This is a genomic window from Clostridium sp., assembly GCF_032552055.1.
Classification (GTDB): domain Bacteria; phylum Bacillota; class Clostridia; order Clostridiales; family Clostridiaceae; genus Clostridium.
This window is the reverse complement of record NZ_JAWGSV010000448.1, coordinates 1-1,056: the sequence shown is the minus strand read 5'-3', so window position 1 is coordinate 1,056 and position 1,056 is coordinate 1. Positions and strand designations below refer to the sequence as shown.

The 1,056-nt window shown below is 26.4% G+C and carries 2 protein-coding genes; both read left to right on the top strand.

Features of this window, described 5'->3' with window-relative positions:
- Positions 1 to 337: hypothetical protein (locus tag E6248_RS16325; RefSeq protein ID WP_316341814.1), on the top strand; the 337-nt coding region annotated here is incomplete at its 5' end.
- 115 nt (positions 338 to 452) lie between these two features.
- Positions 453 to 938 carry a Cys-tRNA(Pro) deacylase gene (gene ybaK / locus E6248_RS16320; protein ID WP_316341813.1) on the top strand — a complete coding sequence of 162 codons (486 nt, stop codon included), beginning with the start codon at positions 453 to 455 and terminating at the stop codon, positions 936 to 938.
- Positions 939 to 1,056 lie beyond the last annotated feature (118 nt).

Genomic DNA, 1,056 nt, shown 5'->3' with positions numbered 1-1,056 from the left:
GTGGTATAGTATGGGAATTAAATATCCAGTATTAAATAAAATTAGACCAGGACATAGATGTATTTATAGGGGGAAGGAAGATTTTAATAACGGATTAGGATTTATTCGTGGAAAAGAATATTTTGTAATTGATAGATTGCCACAAATAATAGTATTCAGTACAAATAAATATGATGGCTCAATTGATTTTGGTATATTTGATGGTGGAGATTATTTTATGGAAAATTGGGAGGTAGTAAACGAAAAAAGGTTAATGAATCTACCTGATTTTGATGAAGAAAAAGAAAAAAATTATATTTATGTTGATATGCTTGAAATGAATAGTAGAGTTAAATAGAGTAGAAAATCAATTCTACTCTATTTTTTTCATATCAAATTTAGTCAGCTTTGAATTTTACTGTTTATTATTTTTAAGATATACTTTTAAATAGAAATTAAAATAGAGGTGTATTATGTCAAAAGAGAAATTAATAAAAACAAATGCAATGAGGATTCTTGATTCTAAAAAAATAAATTATGAAATGATATCTTATGCTTGTAATGATGGCCAAATAGATGGCATATCTGTAGCTAAAAAAATTGGGGAGGAAGAGAAAAGAGTATTTAAAACTTTAGTAGCTCAAGGGTCAAGTAAAGAAATTTATGTATATGTAATTCCAGTTGCAGATGAATTAGATTTAAAAAAATCAGCAATTATAACAAAAGAGAAGAAAATAGAGATGATACATGTAAAAGACATCCTTAAATACACAGGTTATATTAGAGGCGGATGCTCTCCAATAGGCTTAAAACGTAACTATAAGATATTTGTACACGAAAGTGCAAAAGATTTAGATTATATTATTTTTAGCGCTGGTAAGATAGGATATCAAATAAAAATGAAACCTTCCGATTTGTTATATATAGTAGAAGGTAAATTTGAAAATTTAATAAAATAGTATTTGGTTCAAATAAAAATAGGAGGATGTTCGCCTATTGGTATGAAAAAGGAATATAAAACCATTATTAATGAATCTGCAAAAGAATTAAATGAAATAGTTTTTAGTGCAGGTAAGA

Excerpts from the sequence above, each read along its gene's own strand:
- ybaK (WP_316341813.1), top strand. The coding sequence starts at position 453 with ATGTCAAAAGAGAAATTAATAAAAACAAATGCAATGAGGATTCTTGAT.